The organism is Actinoplanes teichomyceticus ATCC 31121, from assembly GCF_003711105.1.
In the GTDB taxonomy this organism is placed as follows: domain Bacteria; phylum Actinomycetota; class Actinomycetes; order Mycobacteriales; family Micromonosporaceae; genus Actinoplanes; species Actinoplanes teichomyceticus.
The window spans coordinates 3,319,506-3,345,631 of sequence record NZ_CP023865.1 but is presented as its reverse complement, the minus strand read 5'-3'; the positions used below and the strand labels follow the sequence as shown (position 1 = coordinate 3,345,631).

Genomic DNA, 26,126 nt, shown 5'->3' with positions numbered 1-26,126 from the left:
CGGGCTCAGGACCGGTCCGCCCCGCCCAGCCACCGTTCGATGCACTGCAGCAGGTCCTCGGCGTCGACCGGCTTGGTCACGTAGTCGCTGGCGCCGGAGGCGAGGCTCTTCTCCCGGTCGCCGTGCATCGCCTTGGCGGTGACCGCGATGATCGGCAACTGGGCGTACTTGGGCATGGAGCGGATCGCCGCGGTGGCGGCGTATCCGTCCATCTCCGGCATCATCACGTCCATCAGGATCAGGTCGACGTCGTCGTGCTGGGCCAGCACGTCGATGCCCTTGCGGCCGTTCTCCGCGTAGACCACCTCCATGCCGTGCAGCTCCAGGATGTTGGTCAGGGCGAAGACGTTGCGCGCGTCGTCGTCGACCACGAGCACCTTGCGGCCGGCCAGCCGGCCCGGCAAAGCGGCCAGGTCGCTGAGCACGCCGGTCTCGACGGTCGGCGGCATGACCGGCGTGCCGGCGTCGGTGGACAGGTGCAGGGTGATGCGTTCGCGCAGCTCGTCCAGGCTGGACAGCAGCTCCAGCGGGCGGGTCTGGGCCAGCGCCTGCAGCAGCGTGTCATGGTTGGGCGGCAGCGGGTGCGTGCGGTACGCCAGCACCGGGACGTGCCGCAGCCCGGTCTGCTCGTGCAGCGCCTTGACGAAGGCCGAGCCGCTGTCCGCGGGCAGCGACAGGTCCAGCACGATCGTGTGGAACGGCTGCGCCAGCAGCTCGGCGATCGCCGTCTCCGGGTCGACCGCGGTGACCACGTGCGCCGCGCCGTGGGTGTCGGCGACCGCGGCCGCCGCGCCCCGGGCGATCAGGGTGAGCAGCCCGTGCGAGTCGCTCTCGACCACCAGCAGCCGGCGGGTGTCCGGCCCGTCGATCACGTGCTCGACGGCCGGGTCGGCGATCAGCAGGTCGGCCGGCGGCTCGGCGACCGGGCCGCCGTCGTGCGCCACCGGCGTCTCGACCGGCATGTACAGGGTGAAGGTGCTGCCCTGGCCGAGCACGCTCTGCGCCTGGATCTCACCGCCGAGCAGGTAGGCGATCTCCCGGCTGATCGACAGGCCCAGGCCGGTGCCCCCGTAGCGGCGGCTGGTGGTGCCGTCGGCCTGCTGGAACGCGTCGAAGATCGCGGTCAGCTGCTGCTCGGCGATCCCGATGCCGGTGTCGATCACCCGGAAGGCGACCACCTCGGCGTGCTCGGCCAGCGCCTCCGGCAGCTCGTCGCGGCGGGCCCGCTCGATGCGCAGCTGCACCCGGCCCGCCTCGGTGAACTTCACCGCGTTGGACAGCAGGTTGCGCAGCACCTGCCGCAGCCGCTGCTCGTCGGTGAACAGATCGGTCGGCACGTCGGCGCCGGTGGACACCTCGAACGCCAGCCCCCGCGAGGAGGTCAGCGGGCGGAACGTGGCCTCCACGTAGTCGAGCAGGTTGCGCAGCTCGAAGGCCTCCGGCGCGATGTCCATCTTGCCGGCCTCGACCTTGGACAGGTCCAGGATGTCGTTGATCAGCTGGAGCAGGTCGGTGCCGGCCGAGTGGATGACGGTGGCGTACTCCACCTGCTTCGGGCTCAGGTTGCGGGTCGGGTTCTGCGCCAGCAGCTGCGCCAGGACCAGCAGGGAGTTCAACGGCGTACGCAGCTCGTGACTCATGTTCGCGAGGAACTCGGACTTGTACTTGGAGGCCAGCGCCAGCTGCTGGGCGCGCGCCTCCAGCTCCTGGCGGGCCTGCTCGATCTCCGAGTTCTTCGTCTCGATGTCCCGGTTCTGCCGGGCCAGCAGCGACGCCTTGTCCTCCAGCTCCGCGTTGGAGCGCTGCAGCTCCTCGGAGCGCGCCTGCAGCTCCTCCGAGCGGGCCTGCAGCTCGGCGGCCAGCCGCTGCGACTCGGTGAGCAGCACGTCGGTACGGGCGTTGGCCACCATCGTGTTGACGTTGACGCCGATGGTCTCCATCAGCTGATCCAGGAAGTCCTGGTGCACCTGGGTGAACGGGGTCATGCTGGCCAGCTCGATGACGCCGAGGATCTGGTCCTCCACCACGATCGGCAGCACCACCAGTTGCAGCGGGGTGGCCGAGCCGAGGCTGGACGAGACGGTGAAGTACCCGGCCGGCAGGTCGTCGACCACGATCCGCCGCTTGGCCACCGCGGCCTGCCCGACCAGCGACTCGCCGAAGGCGAACCGGCCGCCGGCGCCGTTGTGGCCGTAGCTGCCGACCACGCGCAGCGCCGGTCCCGCCGCCGCGTCGTCGACCAGCAGGAACGTGCCCAGCTGGGCGTTGACCAGCGGGGACAGCTCGTTCATCACCAGCGTCGCGACCACCTCGAGGTCACGGTGGCCCTGCATCAGCGAGGAGATCCGGGCCAGGTTGGTCTTGAGCCAGTCCTGCTCCTGGTTGGCCCGGGTGGTCTCGCGCAGCGACTCCACCATGAAGTTGATGTTGTCCTTGAGCTCGGCCACCTCACCGGAGGCGTCCACGGTGATCGACCGGGTCAGGTCCCCGGTGGCCACCGCGCTGGTCACCTCGGCGATGGCGCGTACCTGCCGGGTCAGGTTGCCGGCCAGCTCGTTGACGTTCTCGGTGAGGCGCTTCCACGTACCGGAGACGCCCTCGACCTCGGCCTGGCCGCCGAGGCGGCCCTCGCTGCCCACCTCCCGGGCCACCCGGGTGACCTCGGCGGCGAAGCTGGAGAGCTGGTCGACCATGGTGTTGATGGTGGTCTTGAGCTCCAGGATCTCGCCGCGCGCGTCGACGTCGATCTTCTTGGTCAGGTCGCCCTGCGCCACCGCGGTGGTCACCTGGGCGATGTTGCGCACCTGGCCGGTCAGGTTGTTCGCCATCGAGTTGACGTTGTCGGTCAGGTCCTTCCAGGTGCCGGCGACGTTCGGCACCCGGGCCTGGCCGCCCAGCTGCCCCTCGGTGCCCACCTCCCGGGCCACCCGGGTCACCTCGTCGGCGAACGCGCCCAGCGTGTCCACCATGGTGTTGATGGTCTGCGCCAGCACGGCGACCTCGCCCTTGGCCTCCACCGTGATCTTCTTGCTCAGGTCGCCCTGCGCCACCGCGGTCGCCACCAGGGCGATCGAGCGCACCTGGTTGGTCAGGTTGGACGCCATCACGTTGACGTTGTCGGTCAGGTCCTTCCAGGTGCCGCCGACGTTGAGCACCCGCGCCTGCCCGCCGAGCCGGCCCTCGGTGCCCACCTCCCGGGCCACCCGGGTCACCTCGTCGGCGAACGCGGAGAGCTGGTCGACCATCGTGTTGATGGTCTCCTTGAGCTCCAGGATCTCGCCGCGCGCGTCGACCCGGATCTTCTGGGTCAGGTCGCCGCGGGCCACCGCCGTGGTCACCTCGGCGATGCTGCGGACCTGGGCGGTCAGGTTGTCACCCATGACGTTGACCGACTCGGTGAGGTCCTTCCAGGTGCCGGAGACCCCCTTGACGTCGGCCTGCCCGCCGAGCCGGCCCTCGGTGCCCACCTCCCGGGCCACCCGGGTCACCTCGTCGGCGAACGACGACAGCTGGTCCACCATCGTGTTGATGGTGCTCTTGAGCTCCAGGATCTCGCCGCGGGCCGCGACGGTGATCTTCTGGGACAGGTCGCCGCGGGCCACCGCGGTGGCCACCTGGGCGATGCTGCGCACCTGGCCGGTCAGGTTGCCGGCCATCGAGTTCACCGAGTCGGTCAGGTCGCGCCAGGTGCCCGCGACGCCGCTGACCTGAGCCTGCCCGCCGAGCCGGCCCTCGGTGCCCACCTCCCGGGCCACCCGGGTCACCTCGTCGGCGAACGACGACAGCTGGTCCACCATCGTGTTGATGGTGCTCTTGAGCTCCAGGATCTCGCCGCGGGCGTCGACGGTGATCTTCTGGGACAGGTCGCCGCGGGCCACCGCCGTGGTCACCTGGGCGATGTTGCGGACCTGGTTGGTCAGGTTGCCGGCCATGAAGTTCACCGAGTCGGTCAGGTCGCGCCAGGTCCCCGCGACCCCCGGCACCTCGGCCTGCCCGCCGAGCCGGCCCTCGCTGCCCACCTCCCGGGCCACCCGGGTCACCTCGTCGGCGAACGACGAGAGCTCGTCGACCATCGTGTTGATGGTGTTCTTCAGCTCCAGGATCTCGCCGCGCACGTCGACGGTGATCTTCTGGGACAGGTCGCCGCGGGCCACCGCCGTGGCCACCTGGGCGATGTCGCGCACCTGGTCGGTGAGGTTGCCGGCCATCGCGTTGACCGAGTCGGTCAGGTCCTTCCAGGTGCCGGAGACCGCCGGGACCTCGGCCTGCCCGCCGAGCTGGCCCTCGGTGCCGACCTCGCGGGCGACCCGGGTCACCTCGGAGGTGAACAGCGACAGCTGGTCGACCATGCCGTTGAAGACGGTGGCGATCTCACCCAGCAGCCCGTCGCCGTCCTCGGGCAACCGGGTCCGGAAGTCGCCGTCACGTACCGCGGTCAGGCCCGCCAGCAGCTGCCTCAGATCACCGTCGGCGACTGCGCCCGCGCTCTGCACCATCCGAAAAGCCCCGTTTCTGCCACAGCCACAGCGGTGAATGGAAGTCTTGACCGGCGGTAAGTATGCACATCGGCGGCCGGATGTCGCACATGCGTGCCATGTCGCTGGTCACGGCCGGGGGAAATCGCTCAGGCATCCCCCTTGCGGCCGAAAAACCCGGCCCGATCGGATGGTTTGTCGGGGCCGCGCGCACGGGCACATAGGTCGGCGCACGATGCCGTCCCGCCGTCGCCCCCCACGCGAGGAGTTCCGCATGACCGTCCTGATCGACACCGCCGCCCCGGCCGATGCCACCACGAGCACCGATCGGGCCGGCGAGCTGATCAACGCGATGGCCGCCCTCCCCGCCGGGCACCCCGACCGCCCCGCGCTGCGCGACCACGCCATCGCGGCCTGGCTCCCGCTGGCCCGCCACCTCGCCAACCGCTACGCCAACCGCGGCGAGCCCCGCGACGACCTGCACCAGGTCGCCGTCATCGGCCTCATCAAAGCCGTCGACCGCTACCGCAACGACCGCGGCGTCGACTTCGCCGGCTTCGCCATCCCCACCATCATCGGCGAACTCAAACGCCATTTCCGGGACAAGACCTGGTCCGTCCGGGTTCCCCGCCGCCTGCAGGAACTGCGCCTGGCCATCACCGCCGCCAACAACACGCTCAGCCACACCCTCGGCCGCGCCCCCACCGTCGCCGACATCGCCGCCCACCTGCAGCTCACCGAGGACGAGGTCATCGAAGGCCTGGAAGGCGCCCGCGCCTACAACTCCACCAGCCTCTCCACCCCGGTCGCCGACACCGGCGCCGAGCTCGGCGACACCCTGGGCAGCGAGGACAGCGGCTACGAGCTCGCCGAGCTGCGCGCCGCCCTGAACCCGGCGCTGGCCACCCTCACCGAGCGCGAGCAGCGCATCCTCACCCTGCGCTTCTACGGCAACCAGACGCAGAGTCAGATCGCCGAGCAGATCGGCATCTCCCAGATGCACGTCTCCCGCCTGCTCGCCAAGGCCCTCACCAAACTGCGCCGCCAACTCGGCGACGCGGTGCTCTGAGGCCGGATCTCAGCCGCGCCCGGCCGGCCCGCCCAGCCGGGCGCTGACCGAGGCGCGCAGCCCGGTGGGGCCGGCCTCGATGCGCAGGTCCTCGGCCAGGCGCTGGGCCAGCCACAGCCCGCGCCCCCCGGGCACGTCGGTGGCCGGCAGGTCGCCGGGCACCCGCGCGGTGCCCCCGCCGTGGTCGCTGACCTCGCAGATCAGCGTGTCGTGCGCACGGCGCAGCAGCAGCCGGCCGGCGCCGCCGCCATGCCGGACCGCGTTGGTGACCAGCTCGTGGACGGCCAGGACGAAACCCTCGGCCGGTTCGCCGCCGAGCCCGGCCGCGGCGACGCGCTCGGCCAGCGCGTGACGCAGCACGGTGATGTCCTCGGCCACGAACGTCTGTGCGAGCAGAACCGCCCCGCCGGGATCGGTCGGCGCCTCGGACGGCGCGGCATCCTCGACGGCGGAACTGTCGGTCATGCCGGGAGATTACCCGCCAGAGGCAAAAGGCCTGTCTTCGCGCCCGGCGCGGCGTCCGGCACCCGATCACCGGTACGCCCGCACCGGCGTCACCCCGGCCGGGATGTGATCGGAACCGGCCGTCCGCCACCCACGAGGGTCCAGCCGTCGGCGGTGTGCCGGGCGGCGCCGCCGGTGGGAACCCCACCCGGTCCGGCCACCCGCAGGCGGGCCACCAGGACACCGCGGCCCTGCGCGGCGCCGTCGGTGCGGTAGGTGAAACGCAGTCGCGTCGCCCCGGCCGGCAGCGCCGCGGTGACGCGCCACCAGCACCGGCCGCCGAAACCGGTCACGGGGCCGTCGCTGCGCCACGACCGGCGGCCGTGGCGCAGCCTCATCGGCAGCGCGGTCCAGGTGACGCCGTCGGCGGAGGACTCGACGTGGGCGGTGTCCCGGCCGGGCTCGGTGTCGTACCGGAGAAGGAAGGCGGCCCGCGCCCGGCCGTCGGCCGCGCGCCGCAGCGGCGCGGTCAGCGTCATCGTCGCGCCGTCGCGCCGGCCGGTTCGCCACGCGCCGCCGGGCGGCAGGTGGACCGGGTGGGCGGAGGCGAAGGTACGGGCCAGAGCGCGCCGGGCCACCCCGGCGCCGCCCCACCCCCGGTCCGGGTGCACCCGGTTGCCGAGCACGATCAGGAACGACTGGTCGAGCGGGTCGATCACGATCGACGTGCCGGTGAAGCCGGTGTGCCCGAAGGTGACCGGCGAGGCCATCGCGTCCATGTACGCGTGGTTGGCCAGCTCGAAGCCCAGCCCCCGGGCGCTGCCCGGCCCACGCGGCAGCAGGCCGGCGTGGTGGTCGGTCAGCGCCTGCCGGACCATCGGCTCGGACAGGATCCGCCGGCCGCGGTAGGTTCCGCCGTCGAGCAGCGCCTGGCACAGGACCGCCAGGTCGTCGGCGGTGGAGAAGACACCGGCGTGCCCGGCGGCCCCGCCGAGCGCCCAGGCGTTCTCGTCGTGCACCTCGCCCCACACCAGGCCCCGGCCGGCGGCCGGCTGGTACTCGGTGGCGGCGATCCGGTCGCGCCGCGCGGGGTCCGGGCGGTAGCCGGTGTCGTGCATCCGCAGCGGGCCGGTGATCCCGGCACGCACCGCGTCGGCCAGCGGGCCGCCGGTGACCCGCTCGATCAGCGCGCCGAGCGCGATCAGCCCGATGTCGGAGTAGACGTACCGGTCGCCGGGCCGGGCGCCGACCGGGGTGGCCAGGGCCGCCGCCAGCCGCCGCGCGGGCGTCCGGCAGCACCGGTGCAGCGGCCGGTACGCCGGCAGCCCGGACGTGTGGGTGAGCAGGTGGCGGAGGGTCACGCCGGCCTTGCCCCCGGCGGCGAACTCGGGCACGTAGGCGGCGACCGGCGCATCCAGCGACACCCGCCCGGCCTCGGCCTGCTGGAGCACCACGATGGTGGTGAACAGCTTGGAGACCGAGGCGAGATCCCACAGCGTGTCGGCGCGCGCCGGGATGCGCCGCCGCGGGGGCAGTTCGGCGATCCCGCCGGGCCGCGCGGTGTAGCGGACCGCGTCGCCGACCGCGAACCGCGCGACCACGATGCCGTGGTGCGCGGCGAGCACGGTGGCGCCCGCGTACGCGGGATGGCCGGGATGCTCGGGCGTCGGTCGCAGGTACGCCGCGGCGGTACCCGGCAGCCGCGCGATCGGCCCCGGCAGCAGACCGGCCCGGCGCGCGTCGCCGGGGCGCAGCACGTCGCGCCGGAAGCGGATGTCGGCCGGGGTGACCGCCGGCGCCTGAGCCGGCGTGCCCGCCGGCGCCCGAACCGGCGCGGCGACCGCCGTCCCGACCGCCGTCCCGACCGCCGACGCGACGGACGGCGACGCGACGGACAGGATGGCGGCCAGGCCGAACCGGGGCAGGAGCCGCGATCCGGTCATCAGCGCCTCCCAGCAGCCGGTCCGAAGCGGCGCAGGCAGCCCCCAGCAGCCGGTCCGAAGCGGCGCAGGCAGCCCCCAGCAACCGGTCCGAAGCGGCGCAGGCAGCCCCCAGCAACCGGTCCGAAGCGGCGCAGGCAGCCCCCAGCAGCCGCTCCGAAGCGGCGCAGGCGTCTCCCGCGACTCGCGGAAGGAACGAAGATCATTGCCACCACGCCATGATCAGACTACTTTCAGTCACCATGAGCATTCGAGCCGTCACTTCGCTCGCCCGGACCACCCTGCGGGTGACGGTTTCCGCCGCCGGCGCTCCACGTCGGCGGCGCCCAGCGTCGGACAGGGCCGGATGACGACCGGCGACCCGGGGATGACGGCGGACCACCACCCGCCCGGCCGCGGCCCGGCCCGGAGCGCCGGGTGAACCGCCGCGGGCTGTTGGCGGCGGGCCTGACCGCCGGGGCCGGCCTGACCGCCGGGGTCAGGCTGACCGGCACGGCGCGGCTGACCCGCCCGGCCGAACCGACGGGCCCGCCCGAACCGACCGGCCCGGCGCGGCTGGCCGCCGCGGTGCCGGAGCACGGCCCGCTCCCCCGCGTCCCGGTGCGCACCGGCCTGGACCGGCTCGCCGCCGACGACTGGGCCGCGGTCCGGGGCGAGCGCGTCGGCGTGGTCGCCAACCCGACCGCCGTGGACCGCGAGTACCGCCACCTGATCGACCGGATGCACGCCGGCGGCGTCACCATCGGCGGGGTCTTCGGTCCCGAGCACGGCTTCCGCGGCTCGGCGCAGGCCGGCGGCAGCGAGGGCACCGGCACCGACGCGCGCACCGGGCTGACCGTCCACGACGCCTACCGCGCCTCGCCGGCGCGATGGGCGCGGATGTTCACCGCGGCCGGGGTGCGCACGGTCGTCTTCGACATCCAGGACATCGGCGCCCGCTTCTACACCTACATCTACACCCTGTACGACTCGATGGCCGCCGCCGCCCGGCTCGGGCTGCGCTACCTGGTGCTGGACCGGCCCAACCCGATCGGCGGCCGGGCGTACGGGCCGATGATGACCGGCGGCTTCACCTCCGGCGTCGGCCGGCTGGAGATCGTGCAGCAGCACGGGATGACCGTCGGCGAGCTGGCCCGTTTCTACAACGGCGAGTTCCTGCCCGCCGAGGCCGGACGGCCGGTGCGCCTGGAGGTGATCTCCTGCCGGGGCTGGCACGGGGGGCTGTACGCCGCCGACACGGATCTGCCCTGGGTGCTGCCCAGCCCGAACGTGCCCACTCCGGACACCGCGCTCGTCTACCCCGGCACCGGCATGGTCGAGGGGGTGTCGTCGCTGTCCGAGGGGCGCGGCACCACCCGGCCGTTCGAGCTGATCGGCGGGCCCGGCATGGACTACCGCTGGCGCGACCGGCTGGCCGCGCTCGACCTGCCCGGCGTGGAGTTCCGGGAGGCCTACTTCACCCCGGCGTTCCACGGGTTCACCGGCCGGCTGTGCGCCGGGGTCGAGGTGAAGGTGACCGACCGGACCGCGTACGACCCGATCCGCACGGCGGTCGCCATGCTGGTCGAGGCGCGCCGGGAGCCGGGGTTCGCCTGGCGCGCGGACGGGGCCCGGCACTGGATCGACCTGCTCACCGGCTCCGCCCGGCTGCGCACCATGATCGATGCCGGGGCGACGGCCGATGACGTGACCGGGGCGTGGGCGGCGGAGCTGGCCGCGTTCCAGGCGCGGCGGCGGCCGTACCTTCGCTATCCCCGCGCCGACCCGTGACGCGGACGCCGTCGTCAGCCGCGGCCGGTCCCGGTGCCGTTCACCGCAGCACCAGCAGGTCGAGGGCGTCGACGACCGGCCCGGACCGGGTGCGTGCGGCCTCGTTCAGCCGCGCGACCCCGGCCGCGTACGCCTCGTCGCTGATCAGCTGCAGCGGCGTGTGCGCCGCACGCCGGAGCCCCGCGGCGGCCTCGGCCAGCGATCGGGCGGACACCTGCGGAACGGGTTCGCAGCCCGCGGTGGTGAATCCGGCGGTGGCGAACGCGGCCTCGACCCCGGCGATGCTCGGATAGCGGTCGAGCACCTCGACGGCTTCCGGGAACCAGCGGAACAGGCTGATCGCCTCGTGCCGGCCGGCGAACGCGGACCGGATCAGCACCGGCGCGCCCGGCTTCAGCACCCGTCGGATCTCCCGGGCCGCCGCCGGAAGGTCGGGAAGGTGATGGATGACGGTGGAGAGCCAGACGGCGTCCAGGCTCGCGTCGGCGAGCGGGATGTCGTCGGCGGCGCCGGGCAGCACCGGCCTGATCACGGCGCGCTCGCGCATCGCCGCCGCGGGCTCCACCGCCACCACCTCGACCCGCGGCCACCAGGCACGGAATGCCCGCGTCCAGCTGCCGGTGCCGCATCCCAGATCGAGCAGGCGCATCCCGGGCCGGGGGCGGAAGTACCGGCCGATCGCCGCGCGCCAGGTGGCAAGGTCGTCGTCCCGCAGGTGCCGGGTCTCCGCGAACGCCGCCGCGTCCATGTCGTCGTACGCGATCAGAGCCATCCGCCGACTCCACCTTGCGGGCCGCGCGGGGAGCAAGAGGAAGTGCCGCGATTCACCACTATCGAAGCGCGCGCCGCGGTGGACGGTCCCGCGGCCCGGATGCCGGCGCCCCAGAAGGTCGCGGTGTTCCGGCGGCGCCGCGCCGGTGTTTCGGGCACCGGCCACACCGGGGTGCTGCGCCGCGCGGTCCGGGGAGGACGGATGCGCGATCGGGTCCACGCCGGGTTGCCGGCTTCGAGCCGGCGGCCGGTGACCGGCCACGGTGGAGGTCACCCGGGATCGGCGGGCCGGCTCTCCGGGGGGCTGCCGGCTGATCCGGCCGTGGTGCGCACCACGATCCGCCAGCCGTGCTGGACCGCCGTGCCGGCCGGGCGGCCGAGCGCCGCGCGGGCGCACTGCGCGCCCTGTTCGCGCAGCGACTGGGCCAGCGTGGTCAGCCCGGCGGAGGCGGCCGCGTCGCTGTCGTCCCAGCCGGTGACCGTCAGGTCGCCGGGAACGTGCCGGCCGGCGTTCGCGGCGGCCTGCAGCGCGCCGAGCGCCAGTTCGTCGCTCATCGCGGCGATGGCGTCCGGCGGGTCGCTGCCGCGCAGCAGCTCGGACGTGAACGTCTGGCCCTCGGTGATGTGGTTGACCGGGCACACCGCCAGCCGCAGCCGCGCGGGCGAATGGCCGGCCCGGGTCCAGGCGTCCCGGAAGCCCTCCCACCGGTGCCGGGTCACCGGGAACCGGACCGCCACCTGCTCGTCGCCGGTGAGCAGGCGGCGCTCGCGGTGGCGGTCCAGCGGGAAGCCGAGCACGAGCGGACGCCGGGCCCGGGCGAACGCCAGCCGGCCGATCGCCGCCGCGGCGGCCCGGTCGTCGATGCCGATCACCGGCATGTCGCGGCCGTGCGGGCCGGCGTGGACGACCGCGGGCAGGCCGGTGGCGGCGACGGCGTCCAGGACCGGGTCGTCGTCGCTGGTGGTCCAGACCACGAAGCCGTCGACGGCGGCCTGGGCGACCCGCTGGGCGTCGGACGGCGCGCCGGTGATCGGCACCAGGGTGAGCCCGACGCCCTCGGCGGCGCAGACGTCGGATACCCCGGCCAGGAAACGTGCCGCCTGCGGATCGTCGAACGCGTAGCTGAGGCGCTCGCCGAGCACGACGCCGAGCGAGCCGGCCCGGCCGCGGCGCAGCGAGCGGGCCGCCGGGTGCGGCCCGGGGTAGCCGAGCTGCCGCGCCGCCTCGTGCACCCGCGCCGCGGCCTCGGCGGAGACCCGCTCGGGCTGGGAGTAGGCGTAGGAGACGGTCATCGGCGAGACGCCGGCGGCACGGGCCACGTCGCGCATGGTCGGCCGGGGCCGGGCGGTGGTGGCGGAGCGTTCCATGCCGCAGACTCTACTTGTGTATCGATACACAGAAGACCCGGAACGCACCGTGTTCGTCCGCGACGCGCCCACCGTGCTGTCCTACGCCACGCTGGGCTGCTTCACCTTCTGGCTGTACGCGTTCGGCCCCGCCCTCACCCTGCTCCGCGCCGAGCTGGGGTTCTCCTACACGCTGCTGGGCGTCTACGAGGTGCTCTGGGCGGCCGGCGCGGCCCTGGCCGGGGCCGGCTTCGCCGGGCTGACGCGCCGCCTGAGCCGCACCGCGTTGCTGTGGGGCTCGGCGCTGGCCACCACCGCCGGCGCGGGCCTGTTCACGCTCGGCGGCGGCGTGCCGGGCACCCTGCTCGGCGCCGCGGTGTTCGGCCTGGCCGGGACGACGCTGCTGACCGTGCTGCAGGCGGTGCTGTCCGACCGGCACGGCAGCCGGCGCGACCAGGCCCTGACCGAGGCCAACATCGGCGCCGGCGCCTCCGCGGTGCTCGCCCCGCTGGTGCTCGGCGCGCTGGCGGCCAGCGCGCTGGGCTGGCGGGCCACGTTCGCGCTGCCGGTGCTCGTCCTCGCGGTGCTCTACCTGCGCTACCGCCGGGAGCCGCTGCCGGCCGCGCCACCGCGCCACGCCGCCACCGCGGGCGGCGGGCTGCCGGCGGCCTGTTGGCTGCTCGCCGTGCTGACCGCGGCCGGCACGGCGATCGAGTTCTGCCTGGTGTACTTCGGGCCGCAGATGCTGCTGCGCACCGGCCTGTCCGCCGCCACCGCGAGCACCGCGCTCAGCGCCAACTATCTCGGCATCCTGTCCGGTCGTCTGCTGGGCGCGCGGCTCACCCGCCGCCCCGGCCGCGCCGCCACCGTGCTGTACGCGTCGCTGGCCGTCACCGGCGCCGGCTTCGCCCTGTTCTGGCTGACCGGCCGCCCGGTCCTGGCCGTCCTCGGCCTGTTCGCCTGCGGGGTGGGCATCGCGAACCTCTATCCGCTCGGGCTCGCGCTGACCCTGGACGCCGCCGCCGGCCGCGAGGACCGGGCCAACGCGCGCACCCAGCTGATCGCCGGGCTGGTGTCGGGCGCCTCGCCGTACCTGCTCGGCGCGCTGGCCGACCGGCACGGACTGGTCGCCGCCTTCGCGCTGGAGCCGGCCCTGATCGGTCTCAGCGTGCTGCTGCTGTGGGCCGGCCTGCGCACCCGCCACCGGCACGGCTGACGGGCGTCCAATCCGGAGCGGGGCGCGGCCGGGCACCAACCGACCCCGCCGGGCGCCGGGCGCACCGCGCGATCGGGGCGGCCGGCGCGCCTCACCGGCGGAAGCCGCCGACCAGCCCGCTCAGCTGCTGGGACATCTGCGCCAGCTCGGTGGTGGCCTGCCTGGTGTCGGCCACGCCCCGGCTGGTCGCCTCGGCCGCCGACGCCACCCCGGTGATGCCCTGGGCGATCTCGTTCGTGCCGGTCGCCGCCTCCGAGACGCTGCGCCCCATCTCGGTCGTGGTGGCCGTCTGCTCCTCGACCGCCGACGCGATGGTCGTCTGGTAGTCGCTGATCTTGGAGATCACCTGGGAGATCTGCTCGATCGCCGAGACCGCGCCGCCGGCGTCCGCCTGGATCGCCTCCACCCGCTGGGCGATGTCCTCGGTGGCCCGCGCCGTCTCCTGCGCGAGGTCCTTCACCTCGGACGCCACGACGGCGAAGCCCTTGCCCGCGTCCCCGGCCCGGGCCGCCTCGATGGTGGCGTTGAGGGCGAGCAGGTTGGTCTGCTCGGCGATCGACGTGATCACCTTGACCACGTTGCCGATCTCGGCGGAGGACTCGCCGAGCTTACGCATGGTGCCGGAGGTCGACGCGGTGATGCTGACCGCCTCGGCGGCGACCCGGGCGGCCTCGGCCGCGTTCTGCGAGATCTCGCCGATCGACGCGCCCATCTGCACGCTGCCCGCCGACACCGTGTCGACGCTGCGGGAGATCTCCTCGGCGGCGGCCGAGACGGACTGCGCCTGGGTGGCCGCCTCCTGCGCGGACGAGGCGATCTGCGCCGCGGTGGCGGTCAGCTGCTCGGAGGCGCTGGACAGCGAGGCGGCGTTCTGCTCGATGGTGCCCACGGTCTGCCGCAGGTTGGCGATCGCGGTGTCGAGTGCCCGGCCCATCATGCCCGGCTCGTCCCGGGAGGTCAGGCCGCACGAGAGGGTCAGATCGTTCGCGGCGAGCGCCTCGCAGACGATGCGCACCCGCGTCAGCGACTGCACGATCCGCCGGGCCACCAGCAGGCCCAGCCCCAGCGCCAGCAGGAGCCCGGCGATCAGCATCGCCAGCGACAGGTTGCGGCTGACGTGGTAGGCGCTCTTGGCCCCCTCGGAGTTCTTCACCGCGTCGGCGTTCTCGGCCGCCGTCAGCTCCTGCAGCCGGTCGTTGACCTGTGCCAGCAACGGCTGGCTCTGGGTGTCCCGCACCGCCGACCACTCCCGCAGCCGGTTGGCCGTGCCGAGCGTCAGCAGCGTGCCCCGGGCCAGGCCGGCGTACTGGTCCCAGGCCGACTCCAACGCGTCGATGGCGGCCGGCGCCCCGGCCGGATCGCTGGCGCGGTACGCGGCCAGCGCGTCGTCGAAGCCCTGCACGTCGGCGGTGACCGCGTCGGCGAACCGTCTGCTCACCGCCGCGTCCGGCGACAGGGCCTGGTTCGAGGAGTCCGACTGGGTCTTCTCCGCCATCGTCTGCAACTGTCCGACCGCCCTGACGCTGGCGATGTTGCTGGTGGAGATCAGTTCGGCGGCGTCGCTGGCCCGCGCCATGCCGATCAACCCGGTGATGCCCACCAGCACCGCCACCAGGGCGGCCACGCCGACCGCGCCGAGCACCTTGGTGTTGACACTGCGATCGGCGAACCAGTTCTGCGCGGCCATGTCTCCTCCGAAGTCACGCCGGTGGCATCCGCTGTCCCCTCACTATCTGCGCGGGAACGGCCGTTGCGCGCCCGTTCCGGCGAACCTCGAAGGCCGGGCCGTGACCGCCGCCGCGTCACTGGTCAAGGGCCGGGCCGGTGGCCCGGCGCGGCCCGCCCGCGGGCAGCCCGGCGAGCACCGGCCAATGGTAGGAAGAGGGATGACCATGGATGCCCAGGACGTCTTCGCCGACCTTGACGCGTACGTCGCTCTGCCCCGCCTGGAGAATCTGCGCCTGTCACCCGACGGCCGCCGGCTGGTCGTCGGCGTCGGCACGCCGCACCGCGACAACACCGCCTACCGCACCTCGATCTGGGAGGTGGATCCGGCCGGTGAGCGCCCCGCCCGGCGGCTGACCCGCAGTGACGCCGGCGAGTCGCCGGCCGGCTTCACGCCCGGCGGTGACCTGCTGTTCACCTCGGCCCGGCCCCGGCCCGGCGGCGACCCGGACAGGGAGCCGGTGACCGCGCTCTGGCGCCAGCCCGCCGGTGGCGACGCCCACGTGCTGGCCGCCCCGCCCGGCGGCGTGAGCCGGGTCGTGGCCGGCGTCGGCGGGACGGTGCTGCTCGGATCGCCGCTGCTGCCCTCGTCCGCGGACCCGGCCGCCGACGAGAAGGCACGCGCCACGCGTAAGGAGGCCGGGGTCTCGGCGATCCTGCACGAGCAGTACCCGGTGCGGTACTGGGACCACGACCTGGGGCCGGCGGCCACCCGCCTGCTGGCCGGGGACCTCGCCGACGGCGACGCCGCGCTGCCGTTGCGGGACCTGACCGGCCACGCCGGGCTCGCCCTGCACGACGTGTGCACCTGGGACGTCACGCCGGACGGCCGGACCGCCGTCGCGCAGTGGCAGGTGGTCGGGCCGGGCGGCGCGCAGCGGCAGACCCTGGTCGCCGTCGACGTCGCCTCCGGCGAGCGCCGGACGCTGGCCGACGACGCCGATCACGACTACCAGGCGCCGCGCATCTCCCCCGACGGCACGCGGGTCGCGTTCGTCGCCGTCCGGCGCTCGACCGCCACCGACCCCGGCGACGCCTGGCTGGCCACCGTCCCGGTCGCCGGTGGCCGGGTGCGGGCGTTGACCGGGGCCTGGGACCGGCTGCCCGGCGCGCCGCGCTGGACGCCGGACGGGTCCGCGCTGGTCACCGCCGCCGACGACCGGGGCCGGGCCCCGCTGTGGCGCGTCGACGCGGCCAGCGGCGCGGTCACCCGGCTGACCCCGGACGACGGGGCGTACACCGACTGGCAGGTCGCGCCGGACGGCCGCTGGGTCTACGCGCTGCGCTCGGCCGTCGACAGCCCGCCCAGCCCGGTCCGGGTGGCGCTCGACGGCGTGCCCGAGCTGACCGTCCTGCCCGGCCCGGCCGAATCCCCGGCCATCCCGGGACGGCTCGCCGAGGTGACCGCGACGGCGGCCGACGGCACCGGGCTGCGCGCCTGGCTGGCGCTGCCGGACACCGCCGGCGCGGACCGGCCGGCGCCGCTGCTGCTGTGGATCCACGGCGGCCCGCAGGGCTCCTGGAACAGCTGGTCGTGGCGGTGGAACCCGTGGATCGCGGTCGCGCACGGGTACGCCGTCCTGCTGCCCGACCCGGCCCTGTCCACCGGGTACGGGCGGGACTTCATCGCCCGCGGCTGGGGCGCCTGGGGCGACCGGCCGTACACCGATCTGCTGGCCCTGACCGACGCGGCCGGGGAGCATCCGGACGTCGATGCCGGCCGGACCGCCGCGATGGGCGGCTCGTTCGGCGGCTACATGGCCAACTGGATCGCCGGGCACACCGACCGGTTCGACGCGATCGTCACGCACGCGTCGCTGTGGTCGCTGGAGCAGTTCGTGCCGACCACCGACGTCGCGTCGTACTGGGCGCGGGAGATGACCCGGGAGATGACCGCGGCCTGGTCGCCGCACCGCTCCGCCGGGGCGATCACCACGCCGATGCTGGTCATCCACGGCGACCGGGACTACCGGGTGCCGATCGGCGAGGGGCTCAGCCTGTGGTGGGCGCTGATGTCGTCGCCCTCGGGCCCGGGCAAGCACAAATTCCTGTACTTCCCGGACGAGAACCACTGGATCCTCAAGCCGGGCAACGTCAAGGCGTGGTACGCGACCGTCCTGGCCTTCCTCGACCAGCACGTGCGCGGCGCCGGGTGGCGGCGTCCGGAGCTGCTGGGCTGACCCGCGGCGGTAGACCCGCGGCAGCCCGGGTACCCACCGGCGGGTGAGACCCGACTCGGTGGACGTGACCCGGCCGCTGGCGCCCGGCGCGCCGGCGGCCCCGCACAGTGCCAGCGGCGAGGCGGTCGACACCCACGACCTGGACGCGGTCGCGCCGCCGCCGCGCCCGGCCCGGCGGTGGACGCCGAAACGGGTGGTGGCCACCCCGGCGGCGTACGACCACGCGCACGGACGGCGGATCATGGCGTTGGTCGAGGCGCACGGTCTCGAGGTGGAGCGGCTGCGCGGCAACCGGCTCACCGGCCTGCGCGGGGAGAGCGACCGGGAGACGTACGCCCGGGCGAAAGCCACCATGGCGATCGTGGTGAGCCCGCCGTCGCGCCGGAAGCTGCAGCCGATCGCGCCCAGCGCGGACTGGCGCGTCGATCTGGCCGAGGGCTGCCCGGCGCACTGCCAGTACTGCTACCTGGCCGGCTCGCTGACCGGGCCGCCGGTCACCCGGATCTACGCCGATCTCGACGACATCCTCGCCGGGCTGGCCGACTACGCCGGCCGCGGCACGATCACCAGCCGCCGCGCGGACCGGCGCGACGAGGGCACCACCTTCGAGGCGTCCTGTTACACCGATCCGCTCGCGCTGGAGCACCTCACCGGCAGCTGGCGGCGCGCGGTGGAGCACTTCGGCGCCTGGGACGCTCCGGTGCAGCTGCGCTGGACGACGAAGTTCGACGACGTGGACGGGTTCGTCGGGCTGGCCCACCACGGGCGTACCCGGGTGCGGTCGAGCGTCAACTGCCGCCCGGTCACCACCCGCGTCGAGGGCGGCACCAGCCGGTTGGAGGACCGCCTCGCCGGGCTGCGGCGCCTGGCCCGCGACGGCTACCCGGTCGGCGTGACGATCGCGCCGATCATCGCGGTGCCGGACTGGCAGGCCCACTACGGCGAGCTGCTGGACGCGGTCGCGGCGGCGGTGGGTGACGTGCCCGGCCTCGACCTGACCGCCGAGCTGATCACCCACCGGTTCACGCCGGGCAGCAAGGAGGTCCTGCTGGGGTGGTATCCGCGTACCCGGGTGGAGATGGACGAGCAGGCGCGCAGCCGCAAGCACGGCAGGTTCGGCGCGGTCAAGTACGTCTACCCGGCCGAGACGATGGCGCAGCTGAGATCCTGGTTCCAGCACGAGCTGGCGGACCGGCTGCCGTCCTGCCGCATCCTCTACTGGACCTGAGCCCGGCGGTCAGCGCCAGCGGCGGGGGCACCGGCCGGAGCGGCGCAGCCGGCCGAGGATGTCCTCGACCGCGTAGACCCCGAGCATCCCGGCGAGACCGGCGACCACCGGCGTGGCGAACTCTGCGAGCGTCAGCATGCCGGTCTGGTCGGCACGCCCGGGTGCGGGCGGCGCAGCGGCGGCGTTGCGGATCGGGTGCTGTCCGAAGGTCCGGCCGGAAGCGGGCCGCGCTTGCGGGCACTAGCGGAAATGTCGATTCCTGTTTCTTTTCGTTGACATGACACATGTAACTAGCTCAATGTGATCTCGTTACGTCGTTGCGCGAAGGGAAACACTCGATGGCGCGATCGCCGGTAAGAGCCCTCCTGATGGCCGCCCTCCTGGCCCTGTCGATCCTCGCGGCGCCGCCGGGCGCCGCCCCGGCCGCAGCCGCCGAAACCGCCCCGGCGGTGCACGGCCTCAAGGGCGAGTACTTCCGGATGTCCGCCCCGGGCGCGCGTGACTTCGCCGAGCTCGGCGGCATCTCGCTGGACCCGAACATCGACCTGGCCGACCTGACCGGCAGCTTCCAGTCGTTTCTCGGCCGCACCGAGCACACCACCGCCCGCTGGACCGGGCGGCTGACCGCGCCGGCCACCGGCGACTACACGTTCTTCCTGGTCGGCGACAACGGGTTCCGGTTCCTGCTGGACGGCAAGCCGGTCATCGACCACTGGGTCGGCGACTGGGACATCGAGCAGACCAGCGCGCCGGTGCACCTGGTCGCCGGGGAGGCGCACGACGTCCGGATCGAGATGTTCCAGGACGTCGGCGGCGCGAACCTGTTCCTGCGCTGGTCGGCCGCCGGCCTGCCCAGGCAGCTCGTGCCGGAGTCGGCGTTCACCCCGCCGGACGGCTTCCAGGTCTTCCCGGTCGCCTTCGAGGTCGGTGCCGACGGCCGCACGGTGGCCGCCGACTTCGACGCGCCGGTCGACGTGATCGCGCAGACCGCGACGCACCTGAGCATCGAGGCCGACACCACGCCGATGCCGATCGGCTCGATCCGGGCCGACCGCCGCGACCGTACCCGGCTGGTGGTCACCCTCAGCGAGCCGATCCAGGCCGGCCAGCGGGTGCGGGTCGACTACGACGGCGCCGGCGGCCTGGTCGTCGGCGGTGAGAGCGTCCCGCGGGTGATCCGCTCGGCGGCCAACACCTCCACGCACCGGCTGACCACGCCGTGGGGTGACCGGCTCGACGAGCAGCACCCGCTGCCGGAGTACCCGCGGCCGCAGCTGATCCGCAAGGACTGGCTCAACCTCAACGGGCCGTGGGAGTTCGCCGGCGCGGCGGCCGGTGAGCAGCCGGCCTTCGGCACGAAGCTGCCCGAGAGGATCATCGTGCCGTTCCCGGTCGAGTCCCAGCTGTCCGGGATCGAGCGGCGCGAATCGCACATGTTCTACCGCAAGCTCGTCACCGTGCCGCGCGACTGGCGCATCGGCTCCGGACGGCGGCTCAGGCTGAACTTCGGCGCGGTCGATCACCAGGCCAAGGTGTACGTCAACGGCGCGCTGGTCACCGAGCACACCGGGGGCTACACCGCGTTCACCGCGGACATCACCGGCGCGCTGCGCGGGCACGGCAAGCAGGAGATCATCGTCGAGGTCACCGACACGACCGGGCCGAACCAGGCGAAGGGCAAGCAGTCGCCGAACCCGGGCGGCATCTTCTACACCCCGACGTCCGGCATCTGGCAGACGGTGTGGCTGGAGCCGGTCGCCGAGGTGAGCATCGACGACGTCGTCACCACGCCGGACCTGACCACCGACTCGCTCGCCGTGCGGGTCGAGTCGGCCGGCGCCGAGCCGGGCGCCCGGGTCACCGCCACCGCGCTGGACCGCAGGGGCCACCGGGTCGGCGCCGTCACCGGCGCCGTCGGCGCCACCCTGCGGCTGACCATCGACAAGCCGCACCTGTGGAGCCCGGACGACCCCTACCTGTACGACCTCGACGTCAAACTGGGCAGGGACCGCGTCCGCGGCTACTTCGGCATGCGGTCGGTGGCCGTGCGCGACGTCGGCGGCTTCCCGAAACTGGTCCTCAACGGCCGGCCGATCTTCTCGCTGGCCACCCTGGACCAGGGCTTCTGGCCGGACGGCCTGTACACCGCCCCGAGCGACGCGGCGCTGCGCTTCGACCTGGTGGAGACCAAGAAGCTCGGCTTCAACGCGGTCCGCAAGCACATCAAGGTCGAGCCGGCCCGCTGGTACCGGCACGCCGACGAGCTCGGCCTGCTCGTCTGGCAGGACTTCGTGTCCGGCGACAACACCACCGAGGCGGCCCGGCAGCAATGGCTCACCGAGGGCCTGCGCGAGATGACGGAACTGCACAACTTCCCGTCGGTCATCGGCTGGATCCCGTTCAACGAGGGCTGGGGCGAGTGGGACCGCACCGCGACCGGGCAGATCGCCGAGCGGGTCAAGGCCGCCGACCCGTCCCGGATCGTCAACGCGCACAGCGGGGTGAACTGCTGCAACTCCAAGGGTGACGCCGGCAAGGGCGACGTCATCGACCACCACGACTACAACAACACCGATCCGGCGTACCCGGACGCCACCCGCATCGCGATGGACGGCGAGCACGGCGGGTTCACCCTGCGCACGCCGGGGCACATGTGGCCGGGCGCGCCCACGGTGATCTACAGCGGGGTGGCCGACAGGGCCGCGCTGACCGCCAAGTACGTCGACAACACCCAGCGCTTCTACCTGGAGGCCGCCGGGGCGGAGCTGTCCGGCTCGGTCTACACCCAGATCACCGACCTGGAGAACGAGCTCAACGGCCTGTGGACGTACGACCGGCGGCAGATCAAGGTCGACCCGGCGCCGGTCCGGGCGATCAACCAGCGGGTGATCGCCGCCGGGGCGGCGGCCGGCGCGGACGCGGTCTTCCCCGGGCACGGCGACTGGCGCCTGGACGAGGGCAGCGGCGGCACGGCCGCCGACAGCGGCGGGGACAGCGACCTCACGCTGACCGGCGACACCGGCTGGGCGCCCGGCGTGCGCGGATCCGCGCTCAGGTTCGACGGCGACGGCGACCACGCGGACACGGCCGCCCCGGTCCTGGACACCACCGGCGACTACACGGTCGCGTCCTGGGTGACGCTCGACGAGCTGCCCGGCAACTACGCCACCGCGGTCAGCCAGGACGGCCGCCGCACCGAGAACCCGTTCTACCTGCAGTACGGGCAGGGCGCGTTCGCGTTCAGCACGCCGGGCGGCAACCGTGCCCGGCTGGTGGTCACCCCGGAGCTGAACCGCTGGTACCACCTGGTCGGGGTGCGTGACCACGCCGGCGGCGAGATCCGGCTGTACGTGGACGGCAAGCGGGTCGCGGCCACGGCGGCCGGGCCGGACACGGTCAGCACCGGGCCGCTGTCGCTGGGCCGGGCCAGGTACGCCGGCAACCGGACCGACTACTGGTCCGGGTCGATCGACGAGGTGCACGCGTACGACCGGGCCCTGACCGACGACGAGGTGGCGGCGCTGTACACGGCCGAGGCGCGCTGACGCCGGGCGGGACACGACGCGGGGCCGTCCGACCGGACGGTCCCGCGTTCGTCCGCGGTCACCGCGCGATCGACGAACGGCTCCCGCCCGATGCGACCCGCGGCGGCACCCCGGTGACCGGCCGCCGGGTCCCCGGAACGGACGATCCGGCGGGTGACGTGGGGCCCCGCGGCGCCGGAGCGACTAGGGTCGGCGGCGTCGTACGTTCCCCACCGGGGCATCGGGCCCCCGCGCTGTGCACCGCTCCGGAGGACACCCATGCCGTCCCGATTCGCCGAACTCGGCTGGGCTTCGACCCGCCTCGGCGAGATCAGCCTGCGCCGCCGCCGGGAACCGATCACCGGGATCGAGGTGTACGAGGTCAAACTCGGCGACGAGTACCTGATGTCGAGCATGTTCACCGTCGCCGAGCGGGAGCTGGCGCGGCTGGGTCTGGCGATGCTGCCCGACCGGCCGTGCGACGTGGTCGTCGGCGGTCTGGGCCTCGGCTGCACCGCCCACACCGTCCTCGCCGACGACCGGGTCCGGAGCCTGACCGTGGTGGAGGCGCTGGAGCCGGTCATCGACTGGCACCGCCGTGACCTGCTGCCCGGCGGCGGCGCGCTGGCCACCGACCCGCGGACCAGGCTGCTGCACGGTGACTTCTTCGCGCTGCTGCGCGACGGTGAGGGCTTCGACCCGGCCGCCCCGGACCGGCGTTTCGACGCCGTCCTGGTCGACATCGACCACTCGCCCGGCAACGTCCTGGACGCGACCCACGCCGACCTGTACACACCGGCCGGGCTGGGCCGGGTCGCGGACCGGTTGACGCCGGGCGGGGTGTTCGGCCTGTGGTCCGACGATGCCCCGGACGAGGCGTTCCTGACCGCCCTGCGGCAGTGTTTCCACACGGCGGACGCCCACGTGGTGACCTTCGCCAATCCGTTGACCGGCGGCGAGTCGGCCAACACCGTCTACGTCGCCGCCACCGCCTGACCGGGGACGGTCCCGGCGGCGGCCGACACCCTCCACGTCGCCGCCACCGCCTGACCGGGGACGGTCCCGGGCGGCGGCCGACACCCTCCACGTCGCCGCCACCGCCTGACCGGGGACGGTCCCGGGCGGCGGCCGACACCCTCCACGTCGCCGCCGCCGCCTGACCGGGGACGGTTCGGGGCGGCGGCGTGCCGGCCCGGATCTCAGAGGCGGGCGTGGACCCCGCCGAGACCGCGCCACCAGCGGCGCCGGCGCGGGGCGGCGGCCGGTGTCTCATCCGGCAACGTGCCCAGGGTGAGTCGCACCCGGGCACCACCCCACTCGTTGCGACCCACCGTCAGGCCCCCGCCGGTGTCGGCGGCGAGCCGCTGCGCGATGTCGAGCCCCAGGCCGGTGGAGTTGGCGTCGCTGGCGCCACGGGCCAGGGCGGCGTCCGGGTCGGTGAAGCCGGGGCCGGCGTCGTCGACGATCACCGTCGCCGACGCGGCGGCCCGTACGACGGTGACCCGGCAGGCCGCGTCCTCGCCGGTGTGGTGGAAGACGTTGCCGAGCAGCACGTCCAGCGCCTCGGTGACCCGGGACCAGGCGGCCGGCACGGTGATGCCCTCGGGCGGCGGGTCGGCCTGCCACGGCCGGCCCTGATCCTCGGCGAGGGCGCCCCAGAACGCGGTGCGGTCCGCCACCACCGCGCCGAGATCGCAGTGCAGGCGGGGACGGGCGGCCAGCGGGCGGCTCGCCTCGCTGATCACCGCGCTGATCTCGTGCTCCAGCCGGTCGACGACCCGCAGCTGGCGGTCCCGGTCGTCGCCGGCAGCCAGCGCCTCGGCGTTGAGCCGCAGCGCGGTCAACGGCACCCGCAGCCGGTGGGACAGGTTCGCGGCGAGCGCCCGCTCCTTGGCGAGCAGCTCCAGGAACCGGTCGGCGAGCACGTTGAGGGCCGCGCCGACCTCCTCGATCTCGCGGGGGCCGCTGGGGCGTACCCGGGCATGCAGTTGACCGGCGCCCAGGCTGGTGGCGGTGCGTGCCAGGTCACGGGTGGACCGGACGACCCGGGCGGCGAGCCGGTCGGCGAGGACCATGCACAGACCGACCAGCACCACCGCTTCCAGGACGAGCACCAGCACCGCGGTCGGCACACCGGCCCGCAGCGACGTGCCCGGGACGAACACCTCGATGACCGCGATCAGGCCCTGCGGCAGTGCGACCGGCCGCAGGTAGACCCGGCCGCCGTCGACGGTGACGGTGCCGGCCGTCTCGCGCTGCCGCACCTGGATGACGGCGCCGGGGGTGACCCGGCTGACTCCGACGGTGCCGAGGGCGGGCAGGTGCGCGGCGAGCTCACCATGCTGCCCGGCGCGCGTGCTCATGATCGAGTTGAGGACGAGGTCGCGGTCGGTGGCGACCACGACCACGGCGGAGAGGCCGAGGGCCTGCCGTTCGGCCTCGCGCATCGCACGATCCTGGACGGCGCTGTGCACCAGCAGCGCGAGCGGGATGACGAACGCCAGCGCCACCAGGGTGGTGACGGCGAGGGCGACCAGTACGTAGCTGCGTCTCATGGGACCGCCGACCATAGCCGTACCGGCCGTGCTCCACCAGCGGCGGTAGCACGCCCGGCCTGGTTGCCGGCTCAGAGGTCAAGGTCGACGACCGGCGCGGCGCCGGGCCGCGGCGTGGTGATCGCGGCTCCACCGCCGGGAACGCGGATCGCGGCTCCACCGCCGGGAACGCGGATCGCGGCTCCACCGCCGGGAACGTGGCATCGCCGGAGCGGCCCTCGACGGCCCGCTCAGGAGCCGTACTCCTCGATGACCTGCGCCGCCGGGCCGCCGTTCCAGTACGCCGTGATGGCGGAGGTGTGGCCGGGACCGGACAGCCGCGCCACGACGATGGTGTCGCTGCGCCGGACGGCGCTGACCGCGTAGCCGGGCAGCGGATCGGTGCCGACCACGTCGACCCGGGTCGCGGAGTAGGCGACGGTGATCGTCCCGCCGTCGGCGTTGATCCGGTAGCGGGGCCGCTGGTCGGCCGTCGGCGACGGGGACGGCGAGGTGCTGGACGAGACGGTGGCGCTCGGGCGTCGGCTGGCCGTCCTCCGCGGCGCCGGTGACGCCGTGGTACGCGACGGGCGGACCTTCGACGATCGACGGGTGGCCGGACGGGAAGCGGCCGGGCTCGGGGTCGCCGACTCGGCGAGCCCGAACCGGATCTCGGTGTACCGGCGGTTCACGTCGATCGCCACCGGGGGCTCGTCGGTGATCGCCGGGGCGATGCCGAGTTGGACACCGAACCAGGAGACGGCGACCGCGGTGATCGTCACCGCGAGCCACCCCGCAACATAACTCCAGCTCCGGCCCATGGTCGTATTCTGCACGAGCGATACGGTGTGGCAATGTCCCAGGTGTTGGTGATCGAGGACGACGTCGACGTCCGGCAGGCCATCGGCCGGTTGCTGAGCGCGACCGGGCACGACGTGCGGTTGTGCGGGACCGCCCTCGACGGGCTGCGCGAGGCGGCGGCGTGGCCCCCGGACGTGGTGGTGCTCGACCTCGGGCTGCCCGACCTCGACGGCGCGGCCGTGCTGCGCCGGATCCGGGCCACCTCGCAGGTGCCGATCGTCGTCGCGACCGCCCGCGAGCAGGAGAGCGAGATGATCCGGCTGTTGCGGGCCGGCGCCGACGACTACGTGGTCAAGCCGTACTCGGCCGAGCAGATCGAGGCCCGGATCGCGGCGGTGCTGCGCCGCGGCCACGGCGGCCCGGCGGTCGCCGGCCTGACCGTGGGCGGGCTGTCGCTGGACCCGCAGGCGCGCACGGCCACCCTCGACGGGGTGCCGCTGCAACTGTCCCGGCTGGAGTTCGACCTGCTGGCGTACCTGATGCGGCGGGCCGGCACGGTGGTGACCCGCCGTCAGCTGCTGACCGACGTGTGGCCGGCGGAGAGCCGGTCGCTGGAGACCGTCGACGTGCACGTCACCTGGCTGCGCCGCAAGCTCGGGGAACGGGCCGCCCAGCCCCGCTACGTGCACACCGTCCGCGGCGTCGGCATCCGCCTCTCCCCGCCGGAGCCCGCCCGGTAGACCCGCCGTGGTGAGGCGGTCACCCGGGCGGCACCGCACGCGCGGCGGCGCTCGCGGTGAGCCCGGACCCGTCCGGCCCCGGATCCCTCCGCCGTCCATCGGCGATCGGGCCCTCCGGGTCGCGGGTGGCCACGCCGATATCGGGAAGGTCCCGGGTCCGCCGCACCACACCGGCGACCACCTCGACGGCCGCGCGAAAAGGCGTCCCGGACGGCGGCTCCGGCGTCACGGCAGCCATTGCGCCGAACGGCTCGGGCGCCGATCCGCGGGCGGAACGGCACCGTGGGCCGGCCCGCGTGGCGGGTCCAGGGCGGCGCGTGCGGAGCCGAGCCCGGGGTCGTCACGGCGGCGGCACCCATCGT

17 protein-coding genes are annotated in these 26,126 nt (G+C 74.2%); 8 read left to right on the top strand and 9 right to left on the bottom strand.

The window, feature by feature from the left end; all coding sequences use genetic code 11:
• Positions 1 to 5 precede the first annotated feature (5 nt).
• The gene (locus tag ACTEI_RS14955; protein ID WP_122978220.1) at positions 6 to 4,496 is read right to left on the bottom strand and encodes a HAMP domain-containing protein; all 4,491 of its coding nucleotides are present in this window, start codon (positions 4,494 to 4,496) and stop codon (positions 6 to 8) included.
• 253 nt (positions 4,497 to 4,749) lie between these two features.
• Between ACTEI_RS14955 and ACTEI_RS14950 the strand changes: the two genes are divergently transcribed.
• A complete protein-coding gene (locus ACTEI_RS14950) occupies positions 4,750 to 5,544 on the top strand; it encodes an RNA polymerase sigma factor SigF (protein WP_122978219.1) in 795 nt (264 codons plus the stop codon).
• 9 nt (positions 5,545 to 5,553) lie between these two features.
• Here the strand turns inward: ACTEI_RS14950 and ACTEI_RS14945 are convergent, their stop codons facing one another.
• On the bottom strand, positions 5,554 to 6,009 hold the full coding sequence (locus ACTEI_RS14945; protein WP_122978218.1) for an ATP-binding protein: 456 nt from the start codon (positions 6,007 to 6,009) through the stop codon (positions 5,554 to 5,556).
• An 89-nt stretch (positions 6,010 to 6,098) separates the two neighbouring features.
• On the bottom strand, positions 6,099 to 7,931 hold the full coding sequence (locus tag ACTEI_RS14940; RefSeq protein WP_122978217.1) for a serine hydrolase domain-containing protein: 1,833 nt from the start codon (positions 7,929 to 7,931) through the stop codon (positions 6,099 to 6,101).
• 414 nt (positions 7,932 to 8,345) lie between these two features.
• Between ACTEI_RS14940 and ACTEI_RS14935 the strand changes: the two genes are divergently transcribed.
• Positions 8,346 to 9,698, top strand: coding sequence for an exo-beta-N-acetylmuramidase NamZ family protein (locus ACTEI_RS14935; protein ID WP_239082610.1), 1,353 nt, complete (start codon positions 8,346 to 8,348; stop codon positions 9,696 to 9,698).
• A 40-nt stretch (positions 9,699 to 9,738) separates the two neighbouring features.
• Here the strand turns inward: ACTEI_RS14935 and ACTEI_RS14930 are convergent, their stop codons facing one another.
• Together ACTEI_RS14930 and ACTEI_RS14925 are read right to left on the bottom strand one after the other, a co-directional pair.
• Complete coding sequence (locus ACTEI_RS14930; protein WP_122978216.1) at positions 9,739 to 10,470, bottom strand: class I SAM-dependent methyltransferase; 732 nt, start codon at positions 10,468 to 10,470, stop codon at positions 9,739 to 9,741.
• Positions 10,471 to 10,739: 269 nt separating this feature from the next.
• The gene (locus ACTEI_RS14925) at positions 10,740 to 11,837 is read right to left on the bottom strand and encodes a LacI family DNA-binding transcriptional regulator (protein WP_122978215.1); all 1,098 of its coding nucleotides are present in this window, start codon (positions 11,835 to 11,837) and stop codon (positions 10,740 to 10,742) included.
• Positions 11,838 to 11,853: 16 nt separating this feature from the next.
• On the opposite strand from ACTEI_RS14925, the gene ACTEI_RS14920 reads away from it, so the two are divergent.
• Positions 11,854 to 13,032, top strand: a complete 1,179-nt coding sequence (locus ACTEI_RS14920; protein ID WP_164465962.1) for an MFS transporter — start codon at positions 11,854 to 11,856, stop codon at positions 13,030 to 13,032.
• 91 nt (positions 13,033 to 13,123) lie between these two features.
• Here ACTEI_RS14920 and ACTEI_RS14915 read toward each other — a convergent pair whose 3' ends face one another.
• A complete protein-coding gene (locus ACTEI_RS14915; protein ID WP_122978213.1) occupies positions 13,124 to 14,719 on the bottom strand; it encodes a methyl-accepting chemotaxis protein in 1,596 nt (531 codons plus the stop codon).
• A gap of 199 nt (positions 14,720 to 14,918) precedes the next feature.
• Between ACTEI_RS14915 and ACTEI_RS14910 the strand changes: the two genes are divergently transcribed.
• Together ACTEI_RS14910 and ACTEI_RS14905 are read left to right on the top strand one after the other, a co-directional pair.
• A complete protein-coding gene (locus ACTEI_RS14910) occupies positions 14,919 to 16,937 on the top strand; it encodes a prolyl oligopeptidase family serine peptidase (RefSeq protein ID WP_122978212.1) in 2,019 nt (672 codons plus the stop codon).
• A 43-nt stretch (positions 16,938 to 16,980) separates the two neighbouring features.
• Positions 16,981 to 18,165, top strand: coding sequence for a spore photoproduct lyase family protein (locus ACTEI_RS14905; protein WP_239082609.1), 1,185 nt, complete (start codon positions 16,981 to 16,983; stop codon positions 18,163 to 18,165).
• 9 nt (positions 18,166 to 18,174) lie between these two features.
• Here ACTEI_RS14905 and ACTEI_RS38955 read toward each other — a convergent pair whose 3' ends face one another.
• Entirely contained in the window at positions 18,175 to 18,303 is a 129-nt protein-coding gene (locus ACTEI_RS38955; protein WP_262384837.1) for a hypothetical protein, read from the bottom strand.
• Positions 18,304 to 18,533: 230 nt separating this feature from the next.
• Between ACTEI_RS38955 and ACTEI_RS14900 the strand changes: the two genes are divergently transcribed.
• Both ACTEI_RS14900 and ACTEI_RS14895 read left to right on the top strand, forming a co-directional pair.
• Positions 18,534 to 21,710 carry a LamG-like jellyroll fold domain-containing protein gene (locus tag ACTEI_RS14900; protein WP_239082608.1) on the top strand — a complete coding sequence of 1,059 codons (3,177 nt, stop codon included), beginning with the start codon at positions 18,534 to 18,536 and terminating at the stop codon, positions 21,708 to 21,710.
• A gap of 258 nt (positions 21,711 to 21,968) precedes the next feature.
• Positions 21,969 to 22,685 carry a spermidine synthase gene (locus ACTEI_RS14895; protein WP_122978210.1) on the top strand — a complete coding sequence of 239 codons (717 nt, stop codon included), beginning with the start codon at positions 21,969 to 21,971 and terminating at the stop codon, positions 22,683 to 22,685.
• A gap of 203 nt (positions 22,686 to 22,888) precedes the next feature.
• Here the strand turns inward: ACTEI_RS14895 and ACTEI_RS14890 are convergent, their stop codons facing one another.
• Positions 22,889 to 24,244 carry a sensor histidine kinase gene (locus tag ACTEI_RS14890; protein WP_164465961.1) on the bottom strand — a complete coding sequence of 452 codons (1,356 nt, stop codon included), beginning with the start codon at positions 24,242 to 24,244 and terminating at the stop codon, positions 22,889 to 22,891.
• 230 nt (positions 24,245 to 24,474) lie between these two features.
• Complete coding sequence (locus tag ACTEI_RS14885) at positions 24,475 to 25,059, bottom strand: hypothetical protein (RefSeq protein WP_145831071.1); 585 nt, start codon at positions 25,057 to 25,059, stop codon at positions 24,475 to 24,477.
• A 27-nt stretch (positions 25,060 to 25,086) separates the two neighbouring features.
• Here ACTEI_RS14885 and ACTEI_RS14880 point away from each other — a divergent pair, with 27 nt between their 5' ends.
• Positions 25,087 to 25,764 (top strand): response regulator transcription factor, encoded by a 678-nt coding sequence (locus ACTEI_RS14880; protein ID WP_122982155.1) that lies wholly within the window; start codon positions 25,087 to 25,089, stop codon positions 25,762 to 25,764.
• Positions 25,765 to 26,126: the final 362 nt, after the last annotated feature.

Bases quoted from the DNA above. Each gene is read 5' to 3' on its own strand.
- ACTEI_RS14955 (WP_122978220.1), bottom strand. From the start codon at position 4,496: ATGGTGCAGAGCGCGGGCGCAGTCGCCGACGGTGATCTGAGGCAGCTG.
- ACTEI_RS14950 (WP_122978219.1), top strand. From the start codon at position 4,750: ATGACCGTCCTGATCGACACCGCCGCCCCGGCCGATGCCACCACGAGC.
- ACTEI_RS14945 (WP_122978218.1), bottom strand. From the start codon at position 6,009: ATGACCGACAGTTCCGCCGTCGAGGATGCCGCGCCGTCCGAGGCGCCG.
- ACTEI_RS14940 (WP_122978217.1), bottom strand. From the start codon at position 7,931: ATGACCGGATCGCGGCTCCTGCCCCGGTTCGGCCTGGCCGCCATCCTG.
- ACTEI_RS14930 (WP_122978216.1), bottom strand. From the start codon at position 10,470: ATGGCTCTGATCGCGTACGACGACATGGACGCGGCGGCGTTCGCGGAG.
- ACTEI_RS14925 (WP_122978215.1), bottom strand. From the start codon at position 11,837: ATGGAACGCTCCGCCACCACCGCCCGGCCCCGGCCGACCATGCGCGAC.
- ACTEI_RS14915 (WP_122978213.1), bottom strand. From the start codon at position 14,719: ATGGCCGCGCAGAACTGGTTCGCCGATCGCAGTGTCAACACCAAGGTG.
- ACTEI_RS14910 (WP_122978212.1), top strand. From the start codon at position 14,919: ATGACCATGGATGCCCAGGACGTCTTCGCCGACCTTGACGCGTACGTC.
- ACTEI_RS38955 (WP_262384837.1), bottom strand. From the start codon at position 18,303: ATGCTGACGCTCGCAGAGTTCGCCACGCCGGTGGTCGCCGGTCTCGCC.
- ACTEI_RS14900 (WP_239082608.1), top strand. From the start codon at position 18,534: ATGGCCGCCCTCCTGGCCCTGTCGATCCTCGCGGCGCCGCCGGGCGCC.
- ACTEI_RS14895 (WP_122978210.1), top strand. From the start codon at position 21,969: ATGCCGTCCCGATTCGCCGAACTCGGCTGGGCTTCGACCCGCCTCGGC.
- ACTEI_RS14890 (WP_164465961.1), bottom strand. From the start codon at position 24,244: ATGAGACGCAGCTACGTACTGGTCGCCCTCGCCGTCACCACCCTGGTG.